This is a genomic window from Fluviicola chungangensis (assembly GCF_007558725.1).
Lineage (GTDB): Bacteria > Bacteroidota > Bacteroidia > Flavobacteriales_D > Crocinitomicaceae > Fluviicola > Fluviicola chungangensis.
In genome coordinates this window covers 165,284-190,060 of record NZ_VLPL01000005.1, presented here as the reverse complement: position 1 = coordinate 190,060, position 24,777 = coordinate 165,284, and the positions used below count along the sequence as shown (strand labels likewise).

Here is a 24,777-nt window from a genome sequence, read left to right as displayed (position 1 = left end):
AAAAAGGAACAGGGATTTCCCAATAAATGCTAATTCCACAATATCTTCCATTCTTTGCGTTTCAGTAACAGTTAACTGCGCAAAAATGAAAACATCCAACCCTTTTTCCATATCCCAACGACTCCTTAGCTTCAAGCATGCTTTTGCAGGACTGAGAACATTATTCAGTGAAGAGCACAATGCACGGATTCATTTGGTTTCGGCAATAATTGCACTCATTTTGGGGTTTGTCCTGAGAATATCCTTAAGCGAATGGGTTTTACTGGTCATAGTAATCGGCATCGTATTTATTTGTGAGTTGATCAATACGTCACTGGAAGCCCTGGCCGACTTTGTTTCTCCTGAAAAACACCCCCAAATCAAAAAAGTAAAAGACCTGGCAGCGGCTGCTGTGCTGATCAGTGCTGTTTCTGCATTAGTTACTGGAATCATCATTTTCTTACCTAAAATCATCACCTTATGTACAAACAACTAATCAAAATCAACCAATTTCAAATTTCTCTCTTTATGGGGGTTTTGTCCCTTTTCTGTTTTGCTCTGTCTCTTTTCAGGGTAGAATTTTCGGGGACTAAGCATTTTCTCTTTTTAAACTGGAATTTATTCCTGGCATTCATTCCTTGGTTTTTGACCATGCTCTTAAGCATGAGCCCGAATTTGCAAAAAAGTCGTTTGGCTGTTTTCGGAATGTTGGGAATTTGGCTCTTATTCTTCCCGAATGCATCGTACATTTTGACCGATTTGTTTCACCTGAGTCATCACTCTTCCATGCCTATTTGGTTTGACCTGGTGTTGATTCTTTCTTTTGCCTGGACGGGGTTACTTTATGGTTTCCTCAGTTTGTGGAACCTGGAAGAACTGATGGAGCAATTCCTATCCAAAAAAGTCATTACAACTTTATCCGTTTTTCTATTATTTGTAAGCGGTTTTGGAATTTACATCGGAAGGTACCTGCGTTGGAACAGTTGGGATATTTTGCATCAACCGGTCAGATTAATGGGTGATGTAGGTGACCGGATCATCAATCCGTTCGATCACACCAGAACATGGGGAGTCACCATTTTCATGGGCTTGTTCCTCACGATGATATATTTTACGTTCAGATTCTTAAAGAGAAACAGATTTAATTAAGTGTAAACTGAATAGGGTTATATGACAAGGCAGGTTAATCATATAACCCAATCACAAGCTTGTACAACTTGAATTTACATATTCATCTTCAGCGTATAATCAACAGAGTGTTTCCCTGACCCAACCACTAAAAAGAATGTGGCTACCACAAGAGCAGCAATGGCTTGAATCAAAGCCATAGAATCCATCGTTCCGGTAAAATTAATAATAACCGCCCCAACCAAAACGGGCCATTGAAATGCGAGAGAGAGCCGGGTGAGTAAACCCACCGTTACCAGAATACCACCTGCAAAATGGGACATGGCAATGTAATGCGCTATAATTACAATAATTGCATCCTTATTATTCGGAGCAATTAAATGGGCAAGTTCTTTTGTCTGTCCGGCAAATTGAATTCCTTTCCAAAACAAGAAAATACCTAAGGCAATGCGTAGCACATCCAAACCAATTGATGTATGGGCATTTGCCCATTTATTCATTCGAACAATTGTTTTCATGATACAACATTTGTAATATCTTGTAAGTTAATGAATGTCAGATTAATAATCAACTTTATTCTGTGATTTAACCTGTTTGAGCTTTTTATAAAAGTTCTCATTACATCATTTAACAAAACTCTAAATTTTAACGTATCATTTTTCTCTTTCTCAATTAACTCTTGTATCTTTACCCCACTTTAGGGGTGTCGGTTGCGGCTGACTGAGAAATACCCTTCGAACCTGTTCGGTTAGTACCGGCGTAGGGAAAAGTGAAATGGATACTTTCTTTGTAGTCATTCCTAAAGTACGTAAATTACATGTGGATGACAATATCAGTAAACAATCAAGCAACAGAAGTCGAAGCTCAAACAGTGCTTTCAAATGTGGTTTTTCAGCAAATCGGTGAAAACTCCAGGGGAATTGCTGTGGCTATTAACGGACAAGTGATTCCGAAGGATTCCTGGCAGGAAACACCTGTCGGTGAAAATGACGATATTTTAATAATTAAAGCAACGCAGGGAGGTTGATCTCTTCCTCCCTTGAGGGAGGACTGAGGAGGGTGGTCTATTAGACGGAGAACCCCATATTAGTCACACCCCTTTATCCCTTCCTCAAGGAGGAAGTGTTAATGAATCAAGATAAAACTCAATAAAAAAAATGAAAAAAGCAGACAAAACACCCGAAGCAGGAAGTATCACGACAGGTGCTATTTCAGGCTCACAAAAAGTATATGTTAAAGGGAAGATCCACGATATTCGAGTGGCGATGCGTGAAATTACGCTGACACCTACCAAGCATGCCAATGGAAAAGTTGAAGAAAATCCGCCGGTTACAGTTTACGATACCGGAGGAGCATACACAGACAATGATGCGGTGATCGATGTGAAAAAAGGATTGCCCCGCATTCGTCAGCAATGGATCCTGGACCGTGGAGATGTGGAGGAATTGGCAGATGTAAGTTCTGACTACGGAAAAGAGCGTAAAAATGACGAAAAGTTGGATGAATTGCGTTTCGAGCACATCAGTAAACCGTTGCGTGCAAAACCAGGAATGAACGTTTCACAGTTGCATTATGCAAAGAAAGGAATCATTACTCCTGAAATGGAATACATTGCGATTCGTGAAAACCAGCGGGTAGACGAATTGAAAAGTCAATTGAACGGACAATACGAGGCAATGACCGCACAGCACCCCGGAGAGAGTTTCGGAGCGAATACACCAAAGGGATTCATTACTCCTGAATTTGTGCGTGATGAGATCGCCGCGGGTCGTGCCATTATCCCGAATAACATCAATCATCCGGAATCGGAACCGATGATCATCGGGCGTAATTTCCTGGTGAAGATCAACGCGAACATTGGAAACTCTGCGGTTACTTCTTCGATCGAAGAAGAGGTGGAGAAAGCAGTTTGGGCTTGTCGTTGGGGAGCGGATACGATCATGGACCTTTCTACCGGAAAAAATATTCACGAAACGCGCGAATGGATTATTCGCAATTCACCGGTTCCGATCGGAACAGTTCCGATTTACCAGGCCCTGGAAAAAGTAAATGGAGTTGCAGAAGACCTGACATGGGAAATTTTCCGCGATACCCTGATCGAACAAGCGGAGCAGGGAGTTTCTTACTTTACGATCCATGCAGGAGTACTGTTGCGTTATATCCCGTTAACCGCAAAACGCGTAACGGGAATTGTTTCCCGTGGTGGTTCTATCATGGCGAAATGGTGCCTGGCACATCACAAAGAGAATTTCCTGTATACGCACTTCGAAGAAATCTGTGAGATCATGAAAGCGTATGACGTGGCATTTTCATTGGGCGACGGATTGCGTCCGGGATCATTGGCAGATGCAAACGATGCGGCTCAGTTCGGAGAATTGGAAACTTTGGGAGAACTGACGAAAATTGCCTGGAAACACGATGTTCAGGTAATGATCGAAGGTCCGGGACACGTTCCGATGCACATGATCAAGGAAAACATGGACAAGCAGTTGAAAGAATGCCACGAAGCACCTTTCTACACGCTCGGGCCATTGACAACAGATATTGCTCCGGGTTATGACCACATTACATCGGCAATCGGAGCAGCCATGATCGGTTGGTTCGGAACAGCCATGTTGTGTTACGTGACTCCGAAAGAACATTTGGGGTTACCGAATCGCAAGGATGTGAAAGACGGAGTAATTACCTATAAGTTAGCTGCACACGCTGCAGATTTGGCAAAAGGACATCCGGGAGCTCAGTACCGCGATAATGCATTGAGCAAGGCACGTTTCGAATTCCGTTGGGAAGATCAGTTCAACCTGTCTTTGGATCCGGATACGGCGCGTGAATTCCACGATGAAACACTTCCTGCCGAAGGAGCGAAAGTGGCTCACTTCTGTTCGATGTGCGGACCTAAATTCTGTTCCATGAAGATCACACAGGATATTCGTGATGCGGCAGAATCCGGCATGTTCGAGAAATCGGAAGAATTTAGAACGCAGGGAAGCCAAATTTATTCGTAATGCTGATCGTTCTTTCAGACAGCGATTTTAAACCCGGTGAAGCACAGCTTGTCAACCAACTGTTCGGGGCCGGGTTGGATTTGTTCCATATTCGAAAGTATGGAGCAAGTGAGGAATCGTTGCTGGAATTGATCGGTCAAATTGACCCGGAGTTTCATTCCGGGTTGGTTTTGCATCACGATCATGAATGGGGGAAGAGTATAGGGCTGAAACGCTTTCATTATTCCGAAAGAGACCGTCTTAACTGGAAACAGCAGAATTGGTTTGGTGTAAGAGAAGAGTTCATGTATTCCACTTCCGTGCATAGTATGGAAGAATATAATGGGTTACCCGGTCATTTTTCCTATGCTTTTTTGAGCCCGGTGTTTGACAGTATTTCGAAAATAGATTATAAAGCGGTAACATTTGACCTGGAAAAACGTCGGAACCCGGCAACAAAATTGATCGGATTAGGCGGAATTCAGCAGGAGAATATTTCCGAAGTATTTCGAATGGGATTTGACGGAGTGGCATTATTGGGAGCAATCTGGCACTCAGAAAACCCGTTGGAATCATTCGTGGGTGCGCAATTAATCGCGTATCCGTCAATTGAAAATAAATAAATGAAATACAAACGTCCCATAGTTCTTAGCATCGCAGGTTTCGACCCGACTGGGGGAGCCGGTGTGCTTGCAGATATAAAAACATGCGAGCAGCATCGCTGTTTGGGGATGGCCGTTTTGACTGCAAATACCAATCAAACTGAAACGGATTTTCTTTCGGTCGATTGGTTTGATAAACAAACTATCAGGGCTCAATTGCAGCCGATTTTGAGTACGTATGAGATTTCAGCGGTTAAGATTGGAATTGTTGAGAACCTGGACATCTTGCTGGAGTTGGTAACGGTAGTAAAAAGATCGTTTCCCTCTGTTCCCATTATTTGGGACCCGGTTTTAGCAGCATCGTCCGGTTTTGAATTACATGAAAGCTGGAACGAAGAATTGCTCAGCCAGGTGTTGGGTATGATCGATCTGATTACACCGAATGTGAATGAAGTAAGCAGAATTACAGGGATAGAAGATGAAATTGAAGGTGCATTCCAATTGGCTCAGTCAACCCATGTACTCTTGAAAGGCGGGCACAGTGCGGTACGTTTAGGAGTGGACTTATTATTTGAAGGCGGAATTCCAAGAGAAATTCCCTCCAAATCAGATCCTGAAACCTACCATTCCAAGCATGGATCAGGTTGTATCCTTTCATCAGCAATTGCTTCTAACCTGGCATGGGGAAACCCCTTGTTCGAAGCATGTCAGGAGGCAAAACAATACATTGAAAAAAGACTTTCCAGTAACGCATATTTATTAGCATATCATGTTGAGTAAGATTCAGTATATATCTCATGGAGATACGGTTGAAGAACAGAAAAAAAATATTTTGAACGCCCTGGAAGCAGGATGCAAGATGATTCAGGTCCGATTTAAGCATGGTTCAAAAGAGGCTGTTTTGGATGTGGCATCACAGGCACGAACCTGGTGTACTTATGCACAGGCGCATCTGATCATCAACGATTCAATCGAAATAACGAAAGCCGTTGATGCGGACGGAGTTCATTTGGGATTGGCAGATGCTTCGGTAGAAGAAGCCCGTAAGGTCTTAGGATCTGCAAAAATCATCGGCGGAACAGCAAATACATTGGAAGATGTTATTCAGCGGATTACTGAAAAATGTAATTATGTGGGACTGGGACCGTTGCGTTTTACATCCACCAAGGAAAAATTGAGTCCACTCCTTGGATTTGAAGGTTACCAACGGATTGCAAAAGAATTGGAACAACTTGGTTTGGCGATCCCGATTTATGCCATTGGAGGGATTGTTCAAAGCGATGTGGCCCTGCTCAAACGAACAGGAATTTATGGCATTGCTGTTTCGGGAATGATCTCGGATGCAGCAGACAGAAGGACCTTAATTAGTGAAATTGATCAAACATTGAATTATGCTTAAAATAGCAGATAAAGAATTGAAGTCCCGCTTGTTTTTAGGAACAGGAAAATTCGGCTCTTCCAAACAAATGGAAGAAGCTGTTTTGGCTTCCGGATCCGAATTGGTGACAGTGGCCCTGAAACGGGTAGACCTGGAAACAGAAACAGACGATTTGTTGGCGCATCTGAAACATGCTCACATCAATCTTTTACCCAATACCTCGGGGGCAAGAAATGCCAAAGAAGCCGTTTTTGCAGCACAATTGGCGCGCGAAGCAATGGAAACAAATTGGTTGAAACTGGAAATTCATCCGGATCCCAAATACCTGCTTCCGGACCCGATCGAAACGCTGAAAGCGACGGAAGAACTGGCGAAACTGGGTTTTGTCATTTTGCCGTATATCCATGCAGATCCGGTCTTGTGCAAACGATTGGAAGATGTGGGAACTGCAGCAGTGATGCCGTTGGGAGCACCGATTGGTACAAACAAAGGATTGAAAACGCTTGATTTCCTGGAAATTATTATTGAACAAAGTCGCGTTCCGGTGATCGTGGATGCGGGAATCGGTTCGCCATCACATGCTGCACATGCCATGGAATTGGGGGCAGACGCAGTATTGGTCAATACGGCAATCGCTGTTGCTACGAATCCCAAGGAGATGGCTTTGGCGTTTAAAATGGCTGTGGAATCCGGAAGAATGGCCTATGAAGCCGGTTTGGGGGCAATCTCCCGATCTGCAAACGCTTCCAGTCCATTGACAGGATTTTTGAATATGTGATAGAGACGCGATGCTTCGTGTCCCCACCATATTCCAAAACAAAAAAGAATATGATATTTAAAGAATTATTCAAAACAACCAACTGGGACGAAATCAAGTCTTCCATTTACGCCAAAACGGCGGCAGATGTGGAGCGCGCACTGGCTTCATCCAAACGCACGCTCGAAGATTTTAAATCGCTGATCTCACCGGCTGCCGAACCATACCTGGAACAGATGGCACAGGAAAGCAATGCATTGACCCAGAAACGGTTTGGAAAAACCATTCAGCTCTATACCCCCATGTATTTGAGCAATGAATGCAACAACATTTGTACCTATTGCGGTTTTAGTTTTGATAATAAAATTCGCCGCAAAACACTAACGGATGAAGAAATTCTTCAGGAGGTTGCCTATTTGAAAGAACGGGGGTTCAATCACATTTTGCTGGTGACAGGTGAAGCCAATCATACAGTGCATGTTCCGTACTTTAAACGGGTAATGGATTTGATCCGGAATGAATTTGCGAATATCTCGATCGAAGTGCAACCTCTGGACGAGGATGAATACGGAGTTTTGCATGAAGCGGGAGTGTATTCCGTATTGGTGTACCAGGAAACCTATCACCAGGAAGTGTATAAAGCATACCATCCGAAAGGAAAGAAATCGAATTTTGAATACCGTTTGGATACACCGGATCGCTGTGGAAGAGCTGGTATTCACAAGATCGGATTAGGAATTTTATTGGGACTGGAAGACTGGCGAACGGATTCGTTTTTCTGTGCTTTACACCTGGATTACATGCAAAAGAAGTACTGGCAAACCAAGTATTCCATTTCTTTCCCAAGAATGCGTCCGGCCGAAGGAATTATTGAACCCAACGTAATTGTCGGAGATCGCGAGTTGGTGCAACTGATCTGTGCTTACCGCTTGTTTAACGAAGATGTCGAATTATCCATTTCTACGCGCGAATCGGAGCACTTTAGAAATCACGTGATTCCGTTGGGAGTAACCACCATGAGTGCCGGTTCGAAAACCAACCCGGGGGGATACGTGGTAGAACCGGAATCGTTGGAACAATTCGAAATTTCGGACGAGCGCTCCGTAAAAGAGATTGCACAGTTAATCCGCGATAATGGTTATGAAGCCGTTTGGAAAGATTGGGACCGCAGCTTTAGTACCACCCGCTTTAATCCTCCCTCAAAGGAGGATATGGATCCACTTTCCCTCCTTGAGGAGAGACAAAGGGAGGTGGCGATACCAATAATTTCTACCAAAATAAACGACACCAATGTTTAGTCCCAACGAAGCGAAACGCTACGCGAAGCAAACCATTCTGGATGAGGTGGGATTGCTCGGACAGGTAAAACTGAAAAATTCCCGGGTGGCAGTTATCGGTGCGGGTGGTCTGGGTTGTCCGCTTATCCAGTATTTATCGGCTTGTGGGGTTGGAACAATCGGGATTGTGGATTTTGATGTCATTGAACACTCGAATTTACACCGGCAAATTTTGTACGGTCCGGAAGATGTGGGAAAAAAGAAAGCAGAAATAGCGAAGGAACGGGCTTTAGCTCAAAACCCGGATACGGTTATCGAATTGTTTGATTGTGCGCTGACGGACGAAAATGCGGAATTCATTCTTTCCCAATTTGATTTGGTAATTGATGGTTGTGATAATTTCCTCACACGCTACACCGTAAACGATACCTGCGTGAAATTGGGCAAACCACTCGTTTACGGAAGCATTCTCGGCTTCCAGGGACAATTGGCCGTTTTCAACCACCAGGGAAGCAAAAATCTGCGCGACCTTTTTCCGGAACCGCCGAATGCAGAAGATGTACCGAATTGTTCGGATAACGGAGTTTTGGGAGTGGTTCCCGGTATTATCGGGACGCTAATGGCCAATGAAGCGTTGAAAGTGATTCTTGAATTGGAAATCAACTTAAATACCTTTCACGTGTTTGATTTGCTGAGTTTGGAAATGACGAAGTTGCGGTTTTAACACCCTTCCGTTGAGGGGGAGTGACCAATTCCTCCCTTGAGAAGAGAAAGCACAGCTTTCGAAGACCAAACGTTAGTACCGGGAGGACCGAGGAGGGTGGTGTGAGGATTTCCAAAGGTGTGGCTTATCGTCCGAAGGTCCGCTCACACAGGCCATCCCCCTTTATCCCCCTTCAAAGGGGGAGATGGATTACCTTTTCAAAATCTTATTCATTTCTCGAATAGTCAACCCGGTTAATTTCCGGATCTCTTCTGCGGACATGGTATTGAGCGCAAGTATCTTCTTCGAGAACTTTTTTAACCGCAAAGGACGCGGAGTGCGCAAAGGGTATGAAGAAAAACTTTGCGTTCTCCTTCTCTTTACGCCTTCGCTGATCGCATGCCTCCTTAGCTTTAGCGATGGCACAAGCAGCTGCGTAAGCGTTGCGGTTTATTAAAAAAGGCTCTGCCGCAGGCGGAGACGTTACAAATTACCTATTCCTTGTGTTCTTCGCGTACCTAGTGGTCAAAAAAAATTCCGCAGCAGTAATAAATTCACCGAACTTCCTTATTTTTGTACTTCAATAACCATTCTAACAGTTATGAAAAAACTAACCTTCCTTTATCTTTTAATTTCTTCAGGAAATCTATTGAGTCAAACTACCTGGGAAAATGTCCCGCAGGCAACTCAGTTCAGCCCTACGGATATCGAATTTACAGACCTCAACAATGGCTGGGCAACTTCTATTAACGGTTATATTGCACACACAAACGACGGTGGAGATACCTGGTCGCTCCAGGGAAGCTACAACAGTTATGCAGCTACCGTAGGCATTGATATGCTTTCTTCTACCCATGGATATGTAGTTGGTGGGCACAGTATCTATGAAACTACAGACGGAGAGCATTGGGACGCCATTTATACTGATAGTATGGATTATTTTGCAGGAGTAAGTTTTGTAAACGATACACTGGGTATTGCTTATGTTGCGGGATATAAAATTCTGAAAACGACCAACGGCGGACAGACCTGGGACACCATCTTTTTTAATTTTAACGGTGGAATTTACAAAGCCCAATTTGTAGATGAAAATACGATTGTAGCGGTTGGAGAGGATTATGGAGCTGGGAACATCTTTGTATCACATGACAGCGGATTAACCTGGGCCGCACCTCAGGATGCTTCCGGTTTATGGTTAACGGATGTGTTTTTTACAAGTAATCAAAACGGGCACCTTGTGGGGCAGAATGGGATTTACATGACAACTACAGACGGTGGATTGACCTGGCAAAATTCTACCCAATTCCAAAACTTGATGCAGCCTTATCCATCGGTTTACTTTATTTCAGAAACAACCGGATTCGTAAATGCTTCATACGGGCAATGCTTCCGTACAACAGACGGAGGAGCCACCTGGACTGATTTGACAGTTAACGGGAATCGTAACTTCTCGAGTATGTATTTCGTTGATGCACAGCATGGCTGGGCCGCTTCCTCTGTTCTCACAGAAATAAAAAGAACATCGGATGCCGGACTTACCTGGTCTTCTGTCTATACCGGATCAGGATGGGGACTTACAGATGTTGTATTTACTTCCGCTGCGGAAGGCTGGTCTTGTGGGATAAGAGGAACTGTTCTGCACACGGTAGACAACGGAAGTACATGGTCTTTGATTGAATCCCCGGTTCAAACTGCCTTCCTTAAAATTGGTGCTGCAGACCCACAAAATATTTGGATAGTAGATGAACAGGGTAAAGCTTTTCACACTCCGAATGGAGGTACGAACTGGTATTACTCCACCATTTCGCAGGCTGGCGCTAACCTGATGGACATTGATTTTCCAACTCCGCAGGTAGGTTACGTTGCCGGACCGTCTTACATTTATAAAACGGTGAACGGTGGTGGTAACTGGACAGAAGATTGGTATCCGGGTGTTAATTACATGGCCCTGGATTTTTTAAACGCCGATACCGGGATAGTGATCACGACAGAGCAGATTTTTCGAACGTCTGATAGCGCAGTGACCTGGAGCGAAATTACTCCAACAGTTGGAGTCCATGCATACAATGATATAGCTTATCCGGCAATCGATACAGCTTATGTAGTGGGGTACCAGGGAATTATTTTGAGTACCTATGATGGAGGAAATACCTGGACACTGCAAAATTCCGGAACAACAAGTGTGTTGACAGATGTTACTTTCAGCTCATCTACCCATGGAAGGGCTTCCGGTTACGACGGTACTATTTTGGTAACGTGGGATGCCGGAGTCACATGGATACCCGAATCAACGCCTGCTGCAATTCAAATATCCGGAATTACGATGACACAGGATAATAGTGCATGGGCGGCAAAAGCAGACGGGAATCTGCTTAGATTCGAATGTTCAACCGGTGATTCCATGACGGTGAATACCTACACGCTGGATCCAACCAGTAATTGTAACGGTTCTGTACTCCTTTCATCTGTTTCAGGAGAATCATTTGTTACCCATGTTACTAGTCAGGATCAGGTTGTTCAGTCATCTATAAATCTTTCGGGTTTATGTGAAGGATATTATGCTCTCGATGGTTATAATTCATGTGGAAACGACCTGAACGGGAGTTTTGTGATTCCTGTTCCTGGTTATTTTTTCGGAGAAATAACTGGCTTTCCGGACCCTTCAGTTGTTTCTTACCTCGGTAATGTACAGGAGTTCTGCACAGATCAAATTCCAACGATCACATACGCTAGGCTCAAGGAGGTATCTTTGGTCAACTCCACAACAGTATTGGCATTCTGGGAACTGATCAGGCCTTCCGGTGCGTTGCAGTTATCCGGGCTTTACGAGGTGGGGCAAGATGGAATGTATGCGATTCAATTAAGTCTCTATTGTGAAGAAAATCCCTTTGAAGGATTAGTTGTCAGCGGAAAAATATATGTAGACAACAATACCGTAGTGTTGAATACCTCAGAGCTGGAAATGGAAAGCCTAACAATTTTTCCCAACCCTGCATCTGATAAAATCACTATTCGTTTCCAGTCAGCAACTGCAAATCTGATCATTCGGGATATCAATGGAAAACCATTGCTTTCAAAATCAGTAACATCTAATGAGGGACTTGATCTTTCAGGTCTTTCAGCGGGTATTTTATTGGCAGAGATCACCACAGAGAATGGGACAACAACGAAGCGCATTGTTAAGAATTAATCTGTTTGTTTGAGTAAAACAGTTTATTAGTTTACCGCAACACATAGGTAGAATCTTCAATAAGAGATTGTGAGATCGGTGCGCCTCTGCTAAAGGTTCAGCGGCAGACAAACGGCAGAGTGAGGTAAGCATGAAGCGCTTCCAACATTTGTGCATTTATGGGAAATATAGCATCATAATATCCTGGAAATGGTTGGGTGTGAAGAATACTTATCCCGATTCATTGCGCCCTAATGGTTTTTGATTATCATTTCTGATTTCCCAGCTGCAATCCGCGTAAAAAGTTCCGCAAGAACTGATCTCCGCAGACCCGGTAATGGGGATGTTTCGGATCCCGGAAAAAGGCGTTCAATTCGGGTTTTCCAATACGGATATCTGCTTTTTTAAGTGTTTCAACAATGTCATCGTCTTTGAAATTCAGTGCGATTCGCAATTTCCGGAAAATGATGTTGTTCGTTAGCTTTTCTTCGTGTTCCGGAATTTTTCCGTCTTTCAGTCCTCTTTTATCTACGATGAAACCGTTTAGCAAAGCTGCCAAAGCCTGATCGGGCATTGCTTTAAATCCTTCATACTGTTCCTGTTTCATCCAGGCAAAAATATCCAGTGGAGATACCATGAATTCTACCGATTTGAAAAGATTCCCGATTTTCTCCTCGTCCCATTCGTAGATTTTGCGCAGCTTGTAAAAGATGTAATTGTTATCCATAAAGGCAAAGGTAGAATAAAACCGCTTAGGTCTGAAAATGATCAGTTCTTGATCTCATTTAATAAAAGGTCGTTTTTGATTCCCCAGGTTTCAAAGATTCTAATCAGTTCAACGACAACTGATCGAGGGGTTTTGATATTGGTTTGAATATGTTGCGTACCATCTGTGAATTTCAACCAGGCGATTTGTTGATTTGTTCCTTCATACTCAATTTGGTCCGTAGAATCTGCAATAGAGACGACCAGGTTATCCAATTTGAATTCCCAATGTTTATAGGAAATATTCTTTGCTTCGGGTTTATAAATCAGTTTATCGCCTTCCAGGATAAAAAGCTCTTTTCCACATTTATTCCATGTGGCCAAACGGTAAAAGAAATAGGCTATAAACCCGAAAACTGCCCAGGAAATAAATAGTCCGAAGCTCGGTTTTCCTCCTGTGGAAAGGATCACTGTACTGATAATGATCGGTAGCAGGATGGTGAGATACATCAGTGCCAAAGTAATGGTGTATCCGGTTTTGTTTAATTTGAAATTGGAGAGTTCGATTTGATTGGATGTAATGATCGCAGGTGAAAGCATTTTTGATTGATTAAAAGATGAATTTCAATGATTGTACCGGAGCAAAGGTATCAAATTTTAAACTACTTTTCCTTTAAAGTAAATTGTCTCTGCGGAATGAGAATCGTCTGTATACTGATTACCTGTATGATCGCTTATTGGAGTCATGGACAACAAAGTCAGACTGATTCACTTGTCTTATTGCCCCGGATTGAACCGGCAGGTTCTGGATACGGCCTTTGTTTACGGGAGAACAATCTCACCAACTTATGAACGTGCTGTTTGTACGGAATTTGTCATCGGGGTTTTGGGTCATTTTATGGCTCTCACTTCTGAAGATACGATCAATATCCGTATCGATCAGCCACGGGAAAGTATCAAGGATGTTTATGCGCAAATGAAGGATGGATCACCTTATCCGAAAGGAGTTGTTCATGCACTTGTTTCCAAAGGAAGAGGGATTGAAATCACCGATAGACACCAAGTGCTTCCGGGAGATTTTGTTCAGTTCTGGTATCCGAATTCATGGGGACATTGTGGCATCGTGTCGAAAATTGATGTGGAGAACAAAGTTTTATGGTTGCATTCTTCTTATCCCAGTACGGAAGGTTACGGCATTCAACCTTTCCACATGCCGGAATACTGTCATTTTGTGAGACTGAAAGAATGATCAGTGCCAACTGATTGATTTTTATTTGCTCATTCGAATGAAATTAGTTGAATCCGTGCTACTTTTGCTGAAAATTCGAAATTAAAGTGAAGAAACTCTTTAAAAGTAAATGGTTTAAGATCCCATTTTACAGCCTGACCTTTGCCTTTGCGGCCATTGGATTTTTCCTCACGGTATCCTACACCGCCATCCGGATGGGATGGACCAAAGAAGGCGGTATCGTAGATGCAAACAACCGCTATTTCCAGGAGATGCAGGACAAGTATGACCAGGATTTCAAAGTAGACAGCGCCACCATGGTGCAGAAACGCTATGAGGCCATGGAACGCATCATCGTTTTGAATGAATATTACCCGCAAAATGCGCAATATATCCTTTCCGTACTTCAAAAAGGAGCAGATGAATACGAAGTGCTCCGCATGCTTGATGCGGTGGACCTGCAGTTGAAGGACAACAAGCAATACCAAAAGGCGCTTTCAAAAATTAAATTCAATGCCAAAAGAGCGAAGGAAGTCAGCAACCTGAGTGCATTTGAATGGATGAATATTGCCGAATGGAAAACCTTCAAAGAAGCGGTTTCGAAAGATAAAAAACTGATTGACTCTGTATCGAAACAAACCGGGGTCGAAGGACGTTTGATTGTTTCCTGTCTGGTCGGAGAACAAATCCGCCTGTTTAATTCTTCCCGCGAAGCCTATAAAAAATGGATCGGACCGCTTAAGGTACTTTCCGTGGAGTCTCAATTTTCATTTGGTGTAACCGGTATCAAAGAACAAACAGCAATGAACATAGAACACAACCTGAAAGATCCCGGAAGTATTTATTATTTGGGTCCGAAGTATGAAGGATTATTGGATTTTGTGGGACAGGATACAGCTGCAATCAACAAAGAACGGATCGATCGCCTGACGGATTTTCACAATCACTATTATTCCTACTTGTATGCAGCCCTGTTTTTGAAACAGGTCAAAGTGCAGTGGGAAAAAGAAGGATATCCGATAGATAAGCGACCGGAAATTTTAGCGACTTTGTTTAATGTGGGGTACCCGCAATCAAAGCCAAAACCAAATCCGAGAGTCGGAGGTTCAACCATTAAGATTTACGAAAAACCGTATTCTTTCGGAGCTATTGCCTACCAGTTCTATTATTCCGGTGAACTTTTTGATCTGTTCCCATTTGAAAAGAAGAAGTTTGACTGGAATGAAAAAGGGTAGTAACGGAATTGCGACCCTTATTTTAATATGCTCCACCGGGGTGCTATTTGCCCAGGACAGAACCGATACGCTTTACAAGCGACCGAAAGATACTATGGATTTGGTGGTGGAATGGAAACAAATCGGGAAAGGTGTTCAGTTTTGTGAAACAGATGCTCCTGTCAGGTCCATGATTGGAGATTCGAAGTTAACGATATTTAAAATCGATCCGAAACAAGTGGAATTTGACCTGTTTACGGCTTCGGGAATGGACAGTACTTCCAAACCGGTAAATGTTTGGGCTGATACCATGAATTTGAATATTGTGTTCAATGCCGGAATGTATGATTTGGAGAAACCATTGGTTAGCAGGGGATTGTTGAAAAACGGAGCGCATCACAACCAGGCAGATCTTAAAGAGGGTTGGAACGTCATGTTTGCAATCAATCCGCTTGATTCCGTAGATGCGATGGATGCAGTCGTTTATGATATGCAATGTGTTACGTACGATTCGATCCGGAACAAATATGCAAGTTTTGCCCAGGGAATCCGGATGCTGGATTGTTCCGGAAATCCGATGAACTGGAAGAAAAACCAGGCGTGCAGTATGTTGGTCTGTGCACACGATGAGGAGGGAAACCTGATCATTATTTTCAATCGTTCGCCCTTTGCACCCAACCAGATGATCGCGTTTATGAAACAATTCCCGACACCACTGCACAATGCGATCTACATGGAAGGAGGTCCCGAAACCAGTTTATATGCAAGTATCGGGGATTTTTGTCTGCAGAAAGTAGGAAGTTACGTTTCAGGAACGTATGCAAAAGATACAAACGAAACATTTTGGCCTTTGCCAAATGTGATAGGAATTCGTGTAAAATAGTAGCGGCGCGATTAATCGTTTATCGGATCATCGTCACAAAACCATGGTACCGGGTTTTACCTCCGTTGTTATCCGATACGATAAAAACGTAGGTATAAACGCCATCAGGAACAAATTGTCCTTGGTTGGTTTTTCCATCCCATTTCAAATCGTCCGGATGGAATTCCTTGACAATATTTCCCCAGCGGTTGATGATAAATCCCTCCGTCAGATAACCTCCCATGATACTGATAGCAAAGAAATCATTGATGTTGTCATTATTCGGTGTAAAGACATTCGGAATAAAAACGGCGTAGTCTTCGATGCTGCAGTCTTCAAAGATAATTTGTGTGGTGTGCGTCGTCGGACATCCATTTCCATCCGTAACAGCTATAACCGCATTATCTGATTCGTAGTACCAGGTTCCTTCAATCAAAACGGAATCCCCTTGGCAAGGTGTCAGTGTTTGTGAGGTCGGAGTTACTGTAAAAATAGAAAGATTCAATGTGTGTGTACTGTCACACCCGTTCTGACCGGTAAATACAACCGGATAGGCTCCCGCATCAGTCAGAGTCTGACCATTGAAGGTGTAGGTGTCTCCCGGACACATGCTGTGTGATTCACTCGTGGTTTGTGGAGTACATCCGGTTACCGCAATCGTTTTACAATCTTGGTCGGTACAAGCTCCGCTTCCTACCGAATAGCAAACCTGATATGTTCCGGCTCCGGCATTTGCAGGATTAAATAAACCGGAAGCTGAGATACAGGTTCCACAATCAGAAGACCAGGTTCCACCTGTTGAATTTGCAACAAATTGGATTGGTGAATCGGTTGTTGAGAATGGGCCGGTTGTCTGTATGGTTGCATCAGGAATAGGGGATCCGGCTGCAATGGTTCCTGAAGCGGTTCCCGAACACCCGTTTTGATCTGTTACTGTCACGGAATACGTTCCCGGACATTTATTGGAAATAGTCGTCAGTGTGCTATTATCAGACCACAAATAGGAATAAGGAGCGGTTCCTCCGGAAGGTGTTCCCGTCAAACTGCCATCACAAGCTCCGGCACAGGTTTCGTTTGATGAGCTGACCGAAACGTTGATCGAACTCGCCCCGTTTGTAACCGTGGCCTGTGCACTGATCGAACAGCCACCGTTATCTGTTACCTGAACTGTATATATTCCAGCGCATAAATTGCTGATGTTTGCAGTTGTTGTACCGTTCGACCAAAGAATGGTGTAAGGAGCGCTTCCTCCTGAAATGGTTACGTTTGCGGTTCCGTTGCATGAAGGACCACAACCTGTTGGAGTGGCACTTGCCGTTGCCTGAAGGCCGCCACTGGAAACTCCGCATTGAGGATTCATTGAGGCGATCCATGCGCTGTTTGCTGTACTGTTGGGGTTTCCTGGGGTTTCATCTGTGCCCACATTCCCGGATGTCCAGTTGCCTTGAGTTAACGGATTGTTGCCCGTTAGCGAAAATACCTTTCCACTTGCAGAACCGCTGAAATAAATAAAAGTAGCTGCATTGTTACTTCCCCAACTCACAGCGTGATAGGGAGAAGCAGTGATATTTGCCATGATTAAAAACGAGTCTCCGCCGTTTGCCATCGCAACCTGGCTCCAGTTTCCGGCTCCAGCGATCCAGCTTCCATTGGGAGGATAAGCGGTATTCGAACTGTTCGGGCTCGTGCTTTGGCCTTCAAACAAACTCGAACTGATCGGAACGATCAGGCGGCAGTTTCCATCCGACATACTCAAATCATCCGGAGGGATCGCACCGTTCCGGTCATTATCATTATAAACGACGATCAAGGTTCCCTGGGGAATACAGCTCCAAAATGCATTGTTGGCAAATCGTACTGCCCCCGCTGCGATTCCTACACCACTTCCGGAAGCGAATGTACCGTTGTTGTCATCGATCACGACTCCCCGTAGGTCGGCACAAGGTGCCGGAGTCTGGCAGGAAGGGGTTCCCGCAACGATAAACTCAACATATTCCTGGGTACCGCTTCCCTGGGAAACTTCATTAACAATTAACATTTGGGCGTTTGCCTGGAGAATTCCGGCAAACAAAAAACAAAATAGTACGTGAAGAGCGCGCATTGTTTTAATGAAAAAAATCGCTAATCGAACCTGGTTTCAGCAACGGATGGGTGCTTCAAGGATTACAAGTTCAATTTTTCACCGCAAAGGTAGGGCGAAATAGTTAAATGACCGGGTAAAAAATGTTATCAAATGGTTATGAAGCTGTAATGAATCCAAATGAATCCAAATGAATTGTTTAAGTTTAAACGAGTAGTTTTACAGTTAACGAGCAAAACATGTTGAGAACCCTCCTTTTACTGCTTTTTATCATTTCATTTTCTAAGGGTCAGGCTCAGGGAATCCTGGACATAAGTGGGGAAATCGTTTTTCCTTTTATTAATTATTACAGTGCGTATGGCATGAGCCATCAATCTGCAAAGAAATCCATCCGATTTTATGAGAAGCTTTACAAAGAGGAAAAAGAGAAGGATGAATTAAGTGATGAGATGCGTTTGTATGCTTTGATAAAAGAAAAAGGATTATTATTTAATCCGTATATCATTGTAAGAGGATCATTGGATGAGGTGACCATTGTTTATATGGATTCGACAACTTATCAGAAAACCTTTATATGGAATTACAAAGAGGAAGAGTTAAGGGCAAATCAATCTTATTTGTGGTTTTATGCCAGAGCTACCAGGTTGGGTGAAAATGCGTATTGGCTAACGGATTTCTATGGAATAAAATTGATTCGGGATACCATTCGCCCTAAGGTAGTTGGGAAATTTGCCATGGACGTTTACCGGAAATAAATCGGTCAATTAAACTTTTAGTATCATTACAACTCTTAAGACTACCGATAACTGGAAATGACATTCGAACTGCTGTATGAAAACTATGCCAAACAGGTGTATAACCTGGCGTTGCAGTATGTCCGGAATGTGCATGACGCGGAAGAAATCACCCAGGATGTGTTCCTGGGGGCTTACAGGTCATTGGATAAATTTCGGAACGAATCCAATCACAGCACCTGGCTTTACCGGATTACGATCAATAAATCCCTCGACTTTCTCAAAGCGAAAAAACGGAAGAAACGGTTCTTTTGGTTTACCGGTGAATTGACCGAAAATGATTCCATAGAATTTGATCATCCGGGTGTACTGATCGAGTATAAGGAAGAAACCGCATTTATTTTTTCCTGTATCCATGAGCTTCCCGACAATCAAAAAACAGCTTTGATTTTAAATAAAATAGAACAGCTGCCGCTTGCTGAAATAGCAGGGATCATGGAACTTTCGCCCAAGGCGGTGGAGTCATTGGTACAACGGGCTAAAACAAATCTTTCAAAAAAAATAGAACGCAGCGAGGGTTAAACCGTAAAGCGTCGTCTAACAAATCAAACAACATGGAAAAGGATCGATTACATATCTTGAGCAAAATTGAAAGGGTGGAAGTTTCTCCCTTCCTTTTCACACGTATTCATGTGAAAGTGCGGGAACAGGTAATTGACCGGCTATCAACCGGGAAATCGGTTGTTTACCTGGCTGGAATAGCCATGATCATTGCAGTAAATGTATTGGTATTGCGGTCGATGAGTGCTTCGGACAAAAAAACGGATCTGGTTTCTGAACTGAATTTGGCACCCTCTAATCAATTGTATCCATGAAAAAGTCAATGATCAGGAACGGGTTTATCGTGGTGTTGTTGTTAAGCAATATGCTGTTTATCTATAAATGGTGGATGGCACCGGAAAGAAGGCATCAGGGGCCACGAAATGAGATCATAGAAAAACTTCATTTTGACGAAAAACAGGTGGCAGCATACGACGTGTTGATTCAGGGACACCGGAAAGCAATTGAAAACGCTCAGGAAAAATTACTGGATCAGAAACAGCGGCTTTATTCCAACCTGGATGCGCCGTTTTCAGATAGTTTGTTGCAGGAAATCCTAAAAACCGAGGCGAAGATCGAGCGCATTCATTTCAATCACTTTAAAGACATTGAAAAATTGTGCAGGCCGGATCAAAAACACTGCTTCAAAGCGTTGAATCGTGAAATTGCCCGTTTATTTTCACCCGGAAAAAAGCCCAAGCAGTGATAAGAACAGCAACATATCTTGTATTTTTCCTGCCCTTATTCGGCTGGGGCCAGTTGATCGTTGAAATCAATCTGAAAGCAGGGAACGAATTGGTTGAATTAAATGAGCCGGTTCGTTTGAATGGATATTCGTTTCAACTGGAACAAGCGCGCTTGTACCTTTCGAAGTTTGAATTTTATCAGAACGGGCACTTAAAAGCAACAGATTCAACGCTGGCGTATTTGGTTGATTTGGAAATCGACTCTACCCGGAAATTAATTTTTCCAGTCGTTCAGGGTTCGGGGATCGATGAAATTCGCTTTTTATTCGGAATAGACAGCCTGACCAATACATCCGGAGCGATGAATGGAGCACTTGATCCGATGCATGGAATGTATTGGAGCTGGCAAAGCGGTTACATCAATTGCAAACTGGAGGGAACTTTTACTGCTCCCGAACGCGAAACATTTCAATTGCATCTGGGTGGTTATGCGCATCCGTTTTCCGGAGTGCAGCGTATTCTGCTTAAAACGGATAAAACGAATGTCTGCCGTTTAGACATCGACCTGAATGCTTTAATGGAGCGAGTCATTCGGACCAAATCGGAACTGCATGTCATGTCTCCGGGAAGCCGCGCGGTTGAGTATGCACAACTCCTGGCAAAATCCATTGAACTGAAACCATGAAACGGCTGGAACTGATTTGTTTGATGGTGCTTCTAATAACCATTTCTTTTCGCTATACGGAGAAGCTTTGGAAAAAGCCCCTGGATTGGCCGGAACCCGTTTACAATTTCAAAAAAAATCCGCTCGATTCCGCAACAGTGCAATTGGGAAGGGTCCTGTTCTACGATCCGGTATTGTCTTCAGACAGTTCAATTTCCTGTGCAAGTTGTCACTCGCCGTATAATGCTTTTACGCACGTCGATCATGCACTCAGCCATGGAATCAAAGATCGCATCGGAACGCGAAATTCTCCGGTACTGGTGAATTTGGCCTGGGGAAAAAGTTTTATGTGGGACGGAGCTGTGAATCACTTGGACATGCAGGCGCTTGCACCTTTGGAAAATCATGTGGAAATGGATGAAACGCTCCCTCATGTGCTCCAAAAATTGGCTAAACAAGAAAAATACCGACGACTTTTTGAGGCTGCATTTCATTCTGAAACTATGACCGGTGAGCGTTTTCTAAAAGCAATTTCCCAATTTATGCTGACATTGGTAAGTTCCGATTCAAAATATGACCGTGTCTTACGCGGTGAAAATGGGATTCAGTTTACCGAAATGGAGCGCAAGGGATATGCGTTATTTAAGGAACATTGCGCCTCCTGTCATACGGAACCGCTGTTTACCAATCAGACATTTCAAAATAACGGCTTGGCCCCGGATTCAATCCTTCAGGATGTCGGCCGGATGAAAATTACCGGGAAAAGTTCGGATTCATTGAAGTTTAAAGTTCCGACGCTTCGAAATATTGAACGTTCCGCTCCTTATATGCACGACGGGAGGTACCGGAGCCTTCAAATGGTGTTGTTTCATTACTCAACGGATATTCATTCATCAGCAACCCTGGCGCCACAACTTCGCAATGGTATCCGGTTATCGGAAGACGACAAGCGGAATCTCATTGCTTTTTTAAAAACATTGACAGATAATACCTTCTTAAACAATAAACAATTTCAATACCCGCGAACAATTAAATAACTACATGAAAAAAATTACATTACTTGTTTTGGCTTTAATCGCGATTAAAGCACAGGCACAAACCGGATTGGATAACTGGATCATGAACCAGGGAGAGTATGCCAGTTATTGGCAAAATACTGCTTCTCAAGGGCCTCCGACTTACGTCTTTTATACCTCAACAGTATTGGCAAACGTTACGAAAGTTTGCTACGATAACACCTATGTATGGACAGAATCCGACGGGATGACGACCAACATGGGAAGGTTCCTGAATCCCGGTACACCGACAGAGCAAAATTATACATACCGTTTTCCACGGGTACCTTCAGTTCCTGCAACGAAAACAGCCGTCCCGATGGTTGGTGCGATCGCCTTGCTGAACAATGGTGTTCCTGCTTTCGGGTTGTCGAATGCCCATTATTATAACGGAACAAATAATAATGGAATGGGAGTGGGGACCTGGAATGTAGAAGTCTATTTGTCCGAAGGATTTGTATTGGATACAACCATGGGAGCGCATCCGCAGCAGCAGGGAGCATACCACAGTCACGCAAATCCAACACGTTTGTATGAAGGAATGCCTGTAACGGAACATTCCCCGATCATCGGATATGCATTTGACGGTTATCCGATCTACGGACCATACGGATATTCGACAGCTATGGATGCTGGAAGTGCTGTAACACGTATGAAAACAGGTTTTGCTTTGAGAAATATTACCACCAGAACCACACTTCCTGACGGAACTGCTTTGAGTGCGGGGCAATACGGTCCGGCAGTTAGCGGAACCTATCCTTTGGGAACTTATGTGGAAGATTATGCCTGGTCTGCAGCGAACGGCGGAGATTTGGATATCTACAACGGGCGCTTTTGCATTACTCCGGAGTATCCATCCGGAACCTATGCTTATTTCATTACGATCGATGCGAACGGAACTCCTGAATTCCCATACATTCTCGGGACATCGTATTACGGAGCTCCCGAAACAGATGATATTACGATGGGGGCAACGATTACGATTCCTTCTTCGGGGACAACTTGTTTTACGGAACCTTTGTCTGTAAAGGAATACGGTAAAATGGAGGCACAAATCGCTCCGAATCCTTCCAACGGGATGTTTAATTTGAAATTGCCGGATGTAACGGGAATAGTGGAGCTTGAAATTTACAATATGGCAGGACAAGTAGTGTATTCCAATCGATTCGAAGGAAATGAGCAATTCATTGATCTTTCCAAAGAATCTGCAGGTGTTTTCACGCTGAAAGTGACCAATAACGGGAAAATACATTATTCCAAAATTGCATTACAATAATTGTTACCTATCAAAAATTGCGTAAGATAGAAGAAGGTCTGCCCGTCATTTGGTGGGCAGACTTTTTTGAAAGCGAGGGTTTCGTTCAAAAGTGTCGTCTAACCGATTAAATGCTTTTACTATGAAACAGACAGCTGTAATTATTCTATTCGCTATTTCCCACGGAATGGCTTTTTCTCAAGGCCCGGCGATTACATCCTGGCTTCAAAACACCACGTTGATGGGAAGCCATTACGTCAGCGGGAATTCAACCGCAATTCAGGACAATGTTCCGGTAAATACCCAATTAGTCCAATATTCTGCTTCTTGGGTTTATGTAACCACAAATGGAATTCCATCCTATCCGACGGGGCCATTCCTCGATGGGAACCCGAGCCAGGCAACCGATCAGAATGCAATCTTTAAAATTCCTTTGAATCCAACTCAGAACACCGGTACGCTGACAGCAACGAATGCCGGGAACATCGGCGTTTTTATTAATGGCGTGGCACTATTTGATTACCGGGACGGTGTTTCCTGGAAAAACTCTTCGAATGCTCTTGCGGGAGGTCCGCTGGGAGGAATGGGAGATGGCGTTTGGAACCGGGATGCAGTTGTAGGAGAACGCGGAGGCTTTGATTGTGCAAAGGGACATCCGGCAATGGGAAATTATCATCATCACCAAAATCCAAGTGCGTTTGATTTGGATTTACAGCTTGTTTCAACCGTTTGTAATTTGTACGATTCGGACGGTTTATACGCGATTGACAGCACGGTTCATTCTCCGTTAATTGGCTTTGCATACGACGGTTTTCCGATTTATGGTGCATACGGGTTTAAAAATGCGGACGGAACAGGAGGAATTGTGCGTATGAAATCATCTTTTACTCTGAGAAATATCACCGCACGGAATACCTATTATGACGGAACATCAGTTACTTCCGGGCCTGCAGTAAGCGCCACTTACCCTTTGGGCTATTTCAGGGAAGATTATGAATTCACAGCTCCTGTAAGTGCGGATTATTTGGATATTCACAACGGACGATTTTGTATTACCCCAGAATATCCGGCTGGCATCTATTGTTATTTTGCGACGGTGGATGAAAACTGGAATTCTGCTTATCCTTATGTAGTTGGTCCAACATTCTATGGAAACAAGGTAGTGACAAAAGTGACTTCAGTAGGAGAAACCACCACCACATATACTCCCACAACAAACGGTTTGACACAATCCGAACTGGAAAATCTGAACATTGATTTATTCCCGAACCCTGCAACTGATTTGGTAACGCTCCAGGTAAACGGTTTGGTGAAGGAGAATTTGACAGTAGAATTAGCAGACATGACAGGAAGAATTGTTTTGGAAAAAGTGATCCCTTCCGGAAGTACAATTGCCTTTTTCGAAACGCAAACGTTGAATGCCGGAGAATATGTTGTTCGTATTAAAAGTATGGGTAATGCAATTACCCGGAAATTACTCCTGGTGAAGTAAAGACTTTAAGTTGAAGATTGAAACAAACGCAGGCTGAATGGTCTGCGTTCGTTATTAAAAAATAATTAAAATGATGAATTTTCAAATTCGGTGGTTCACAGGGTTTAAAATTATTGGGATAAACAGATTGAATGTTTGGCAACTTCAACTTGTTATTATATTGTATTTCAATTGATTAAGTATAAAAGTGTTCGTATCTTTGGGAACACCCGAATTTCCGAATTC

At 43.4% G+C, this 24,777-nt stretch carries 26 protein-coding genes and 1 riboswitch; of the genes, 22 read left to right on the top strand and 4 right to left on the bottom strand.

The window, feature by feature from the left end; translation table 11 throughout:
• Window positions 1-85: 85 nt before the first annotated feature.
• Window positions 86-475 carry a diacylglycerol kinase family protein gene (locus tag FO442_RS11610; protein ID WP_144333362.1) on the top strand — a complete coding sequence of 130 codons (390 nt, stop codon included), beginning with the start codon at window positions 86-88 and terminating at the stop codon, window positions 473-475.
• The gene (locus FO442_RS11605; RefSeq protein ID WP_144333361.1) at window positions 460-1,128 is read left to right on the top strand and encodes a DUF1361 domain-containing protein; all 669 of its coding nucleotides are present in this window, start codon (window positions 460-462) and stop codon (window positions 1,126-1,128) included. The genes FO442_RS11610 and FO442_RS11605 overlap by 16 nt, the downstream gene beginning before the upstream one ends.
• Window positions 1,129-1,202: 74 nt before the next feature.
• Here the strand turns inward: FO442_RS11605 and FO442_RS11600 are convergent, their stop codons facing one another.
• Complete coding sequence (locus tag FO442_RS11600; protein ID WP_144333360.1) at window positions 1,203-1,625, bottom strand: DoxX family protein; 423 nt, start codon at window positions 1,623-1,625, stop codon at window positions 1,203-1,205.
• A gap of 171 nt (window positions 1,626-1,796) precedes the next feature.
• Window positions 1,797-1,890, top strand: a riboswitch (TPP riboswitch).
• A gap of 40 nt (window positions 1,891-1,930) precedes the next feature.
• Between FO442_RS11600 and thiS the strand changes: the two genes are divergently transcribed.
• The 9 genes from thiS (at window position 1,931) to FO442_RS11555 (ending at window position 11,998) form a co-directional block, all read left to right on the top strand.
• Window positions 1,931-2,134, top strand: coding sequence for a sulfur carrier protein ThiS (gene thiS / locus FO442_RS11595; protein WP_144333359.1), 204 nt, complete (start codon window positions 1,931-1,933; stop codon window positions 2,132-2,134).
• A 130-nt stretch (window positions 2,135-2,264) separates the two neighbouring features.
• Window positions 2,265-4,112, top strand: coding sequence for a phosphomethylpyrimidine synthase ThiC (gene thiC / locus FO442_RS11590; protein ID WP_144333358.1), 1,848 nt, complete (start codon window positions 2,265-2,267; stop codon window positions 4,110-4,112).
• A complete protein-coding gene (locus FO442_RS11585; RefSeq protein ID WP_144333357.1) occupies window positions 4,112-4,714 on the top strand; it encodes a thiamine phosphate synthase in 603 nt (200 codons plus the stop codon). Before thiC ends, FO442_RS11585 begins: the two co-directional genes overlap by 1 nt.
• The gene (locus tag FO442_RS11580; protein WP_144333356.1) at window positions 4,715-5,473 is read left to right on the top strand and encodes a hydroxymethylpyrimidine/phosphomethylpyrimidine kinase; all 759 of its coding nucleotides are present in this window, start codon (window positions 4,715-4,717) and stop codon (window positions 5,471-5,473) included.
• On the top strand, window positions 5,463-6,092 hold the full coding sequence (locus FO442_RS11575) for a thiamine phosphate synthase (protein WP_144333355.1): 630 nt from the start codon (window positions 5,463-5,465) through the stop codon (window positions 6,090-6,092). The genes FO442_RS11580 and FO442_RS11575 overlap by 11 nt, the downstream gene beginning before the upstream one ends.
• Entirely contained in the window at window positions 6,085-6,849 is a 765-nt protein-coding gene (locus tag FO442_RS11570) for a thiazole synthase (protein ID WP_144333354.1), read from the top strand. Before FO442_RS11575 ends, FO442_RS11570 begins: the two co-directional genes overlap by 8 nt.
• Before the next feature lie 50 nt (window positions 6,850-6,899).
• Window positions 6,900-8,126 carry a 2-iminoacetate synthase ThiH gene (gene thiH, locus FO442_RS11565; RefSeq protein WP_144333353.1) on the top strand — a complete coding sequence of 409 codons (1,227 nt, stop codon included), beginning with the start codon at window positions 6,900-6,902 and terminating at the stop codon, window positions 8,124-8,126.
• The gene (locus tag FO442_RS11560) at window positions 8,119-8,829 is read left to right on the top strand and encodes a HesA/MoeB/ThiF family protein (protein ID WP_144333352.1); all 711 of its coding nucleotides are present in this window, start codon (window positions 8,119-8,121) and stop codon (window positions 8,827-8,829) included. The genes thiH and FO442_RS11560 overlap by 8 nt, the downstream gene beginning before the upstream one ends.
• 580 nt (window positions 8,830-9,409) lie before the next feature.
• Complete coding sequence (locus FO442_RS11555; protein WP_144333351.1) at window positions 9,410-11,998, top strand: YCF48-related protein; 2,589 nt, start codon at window positions 9,410-9,412, stop codon at window positions 11,996-11,998.
• 247 nt (window positions 11,999-12,245) lie between these two features.
• Here FO442_RS11555 and FO442_RS11550 read toward each other — a convergent pair whose 3' ends face one another.
• Window positions 12,246-12,704: a YehS family protein gene (locus tag FO442_RS11550; RefSeq protein ID WP_144333350.1), complete on the bottom strand. Its 459-nt coding sequence runs from the start codon at window positions 12,702-12,704 to the stop codon at window positions 12,246-12,248.
• A gap of 41 nt (window positions 12,705-12,745) precedes the next feature.
• Window positions 12,746-13,282, bottom strand: a complete 537-nt coding sequence (locus tag FO442_RS11545) for a hypothetical protein (protein WP_144333349.1) — start codon at window positions 13,280-13,282, stop codon at window positions 12,746-12,748.
• 145 nt (window positions 13,283-13,427) lie between these two features.
• Here FO442_RS11545 and FO442_RS11540 point away from each other — a divergent pair, with 145 nt between their 5' ends.
• From FO442_RS11540 to FO442_RS11530, 3 genes are all read left to right on the top strand, one after another.
• Window positions 13,428-13,931 carry a hypothetical protein gene (locus FO442_RS11540; RefSeq protein ID WP_144333348.1) on the top strand — a complete coding sequence of 168 codons (504 nt, stop codon included), beginning with the start codon at window positions 13,428-13,430 and terminating at the stop codon, window positions 13,929-13,931.
• 86 nt (window positions 13,932-14,017) lie between these two features.
• On the top strand, window positions 14,018-15,145 hold the full coding sequence (locus tag FO442_RS11535; protein WP_144333347.1) for a hypothetical protein: 1,128 nt from the start codon (window positions 14,018-14,020) through the stop codon (window positions 15,143-15,145).
• The gene (locus FO442_RS11530) at window positions 15,132-16,007 is read left to right on the top strand and encodes a hypothetical protein (protein WP_144333346.1); all 876 of its coding nucleotides are present in this window, start codon (window positions 15,132-15,134) and stop codon (window positions 16,005-16,007) included. Before FO442_RS11535 ends, FO442_RS11530 begins: the two co-directional genes overlap by 14 nt.
• A gap of 19 nt (window positions 16,008-16,026) precedes the next feature.
• On the opposite strand, the gene FO442_RS11525 is transcribed toward FO442_RS11530, so the two are convergent.
• On the bottom strand, window positions 16,027-18,087 hold the full coding sequence (locus tag FO442_RS11525) for a T9SS type B sorting domain-containing protein (RefSeq protein ID WP_144333345.1): 2,061 nt from the start codon (window positions 18,085-18,087) through the stop codon (window positions 16,027-16,029).
• Window positions 18,088-18,305: 218 nt separating this feature from the next.
• Between FO442_RS11525 and FO442_RS11520 the strand changes: the two genes are divergently transcribed.
• The 8 genes from FO442_RS11520 to FO442_RS11485 all read left to right on the top strand — a co-directional run bounded on the left by FO442_RS11520 (window position 18,306) and on the right by FO442_RS11485 (window position 24,552).
• Entirely contained in the window at window positions 18,306-18,821 is a 516-nt protein-coding gene (locus FO442_RS11520) for a hypothetical protein (RefSeq protein ID WP_144333344.1), read from the top strand.
• 57 nt (window positions 18,822-18,878) lie between these two features.
• A complete protein-coding gene (locus FO442_RS11515; RefSeq protein WP_144333343.1) occupies window positions 18,879-19,382 on the top strand; it encodes an RNA polymerase sigma factor in 504 nt (167 codons plus the stop codon).
• A gap of 32 nt (window positions 19,383-19,414) precedes the next feature.
• Window positions 19,415-19,675 carry a hypothetical protein gene (locus FO442_RS11510; protein ID WP_144333342.1) on the top strand — a complete coding sequence of 87 codons (261 nt, stop codon included), beginning with the start codon at window positions 19,415-19,417 and terminating at the stop codon, window positions 19,673-19,675.
• Entirely contained in the window at window positions 19,672-20,106 is a 435-nt protein-coding gene (locus FO442_RS11505) for a hypothetical protein (protein WP_144333341.1), read from the top strand. Before FO442_RS11510 ends, FO442_RS11505 begins: the two co-directional genes overlap by 4 nt.
• A complete protein-coding gene (locus FO442_RS11500) occupies window positions 20,103-20,771 on the top strand; it encodes an MbnP family protein (RefSeq protein ID WP_144333340.1) in 669 nt (222 codons plus the stop codon). Before FO442_RS11505 ends, FO442_RS11500 begins: the two co-directional genes overlap by 4 nt.
• Window positions 20,768-21,787 (top strand): cytochrome-c peroxidase, encoded by a 1,020-nt coding sequence (locus FO442_RS11495; protein WP_144333339.1) that lies wholly within the window; start codon window positions 20,768-20,770, stop codon window positions 21,785-21,787. The genes FO442_RS11500 and FO442_RS11495 overlap by 4 nt, the downstream gene beginning before the upstream one ends.
• Window positions 21,788-21,791: 4 nt before the next feature.
• Window positions 21,792-23,081: a YHYH protein gene (locus FO442_RS11490; protein ID WP_144333338.1), complete on the top strand. Its 1,290-nt coding sequence runs from the start codon at window positions 21,792-21,794 to the stop codon at window positions 23,079-23,081.
• Window positions 23,082-23,202: 121 nt separating this feature from the next.
• Window positions 23,203-24,552: a T9SS type A sorting domain-containing protein gene (locus FO442_RS11485; RefSeq protein ID WP_144333337.1), complete on the top strand. Its 1,350-nt coding sequence runs from the start codon at window positions 23,203-23,205 to the stop codon at window positions 24,550-24,552.
• Window positions 24,553-24,777: the final 225 nt, after the last annotated feature.